This is a genomic window from Flavobacterium aurantiibacter, from assembly GCF_002251775.1.
GTDB lineage: Bacteria > Bacteroidota > Bacteroidia > Flavobacteriales > Flavobacteriaceae > Flavobacterium > Flavobacterium aurantiibacter.
In genome coordinates this window covers 1-1,207 of record NZ_NOXX01000001.1, presented here as the reverse complement: position 1 = coordinate 1,207, position 1,207 = coordinate 1, and the positions used below count along the sequence as shown (strand labels likewise).

2 protein-coding genes are annotated in these 1,207 nt (G+C 38.4%); both read left to right on the top strand.

Features of this window, described 5'->3' with window-relative positions; genetic code table 11:
- Positions 1 to 301: 301 nt before the first annotated feature.
- Positions 302 to 532 (top strand): type II toxin-antitoxin system VapB15 family antitoxin, encoded by a 231-nt coding sequence (vap15, locus tag CHX27_RS00010; protein WP_094484753.1) that lies wholly within the window; start codon positions 302 to 304, stop codon positions 530 to 532.
- Complete coding sequence (locus CHX27_RS00005; RefSeq protein WP_094484752.1) at positions 513 to 932, top strand: putative toxin-antitoxin system toxin component, PIN family; 420 nt, start codon at positions 513 to 515, stop codon at positions 930 to 932. The genes vap15 and CHX27_RS00005 overlap by 20 nt, the downstream gene beginning before the upstream one ends.
- Positions 933 to 1,207: the final 275 nt, after the last annotated feature.

The window sequence follows — 1,207 nt, the reverse complement described above, 5'->3', positions numbered from 1 at the left end:
GTTCACCCTTTTACGTTTCATGTTCCCGGCTTAACCCACAATTCGTCGGTGCCTGAGCCTGCCGAAGGCAGCCTATAGTTGGCAAATTCATGTACATTCTGTGAAAATATCGGGTTCTTTGTGCTTCGTCGTCTCCGTGGTTTAGCAACAGACAAAAGAGAACGGTGTGCGAACTCCCATTTCTACAACGACAGACAAAAAATAATACGACATTTCAAATGCAGCGGTACTACTTTTTGTTTTAACCTTTTCAGACAATTAAAAATTTCGTAAGTTAGGAGTTCGAAAAAAAAGCACAAAAATGAAGGCTTCATTAGAAATAGATTTAAGTTTCAATCAGATATTAGCTGTTGTCAAACAACTTCCAAGACAGCAAAAAATTAGATTGACAAAAGAATTGGAGAAAGAGGCCATTGATACGCGCCTTTCAAAACTGCTTAAGAGGTTCAATTCAGAAGACCTAGATATGAATTTGATCGATGAAGAAGTTGAGCGCGTAAGGCAGCAAATCTATGACCAAAAAAAGCGCTAAAGTAATTTTTGACACTAATGTTTGGATTAGCTTCCTAATTGGGAAGCAGCTGGCTACGGTAAAACATCAAATTGCAAAAGGATCTATTATTGTAGTAACAACCGAGCAGCTACTGCTGGAAATTAAGCTGGTTACGAGTCGGGAAAAACTGAAGAAGTACTTTCCTAAAGAAAATGTTGCCGAACTATTAGACCTATTAGAAACAATCGCAGAAAAAGTTGCTATCACGCCAAAATATTCCATCTGTCGCGACCCCAAAGACAATTTTTTACTCGATTTAATTGACTTTTCTAAAGCAGATTATTTGGTAACCGGAGACAAAGATCTTCTAGAACATAATCCTTTCAAAACAGCTAAAATACTGACTCCCTCTGAATTTGAAAAAGAGTTCGCATTTTAGTACAACCCGCTCCTCAAACACTCCCGACTATGAGGTTAACAAATTGTCGCAGTAAATCAAAACACAACAACATCAGCCATTTCTCAATGACCAGATGCACATTTTTCAGGCGGTTTGATACGTTCTGTGTTTTCCTCAACAGCCAAATATTCCACGAAATTCTGTGAGCTTCAGCGGTTTCTGTGCGATTTTTTTAGTATTAAGATTGGAGTATTAAGTATTAAGACTTCGCGACGTTCACCCTTTTACGTTTCATGTTCCCGGCTTAACCCACA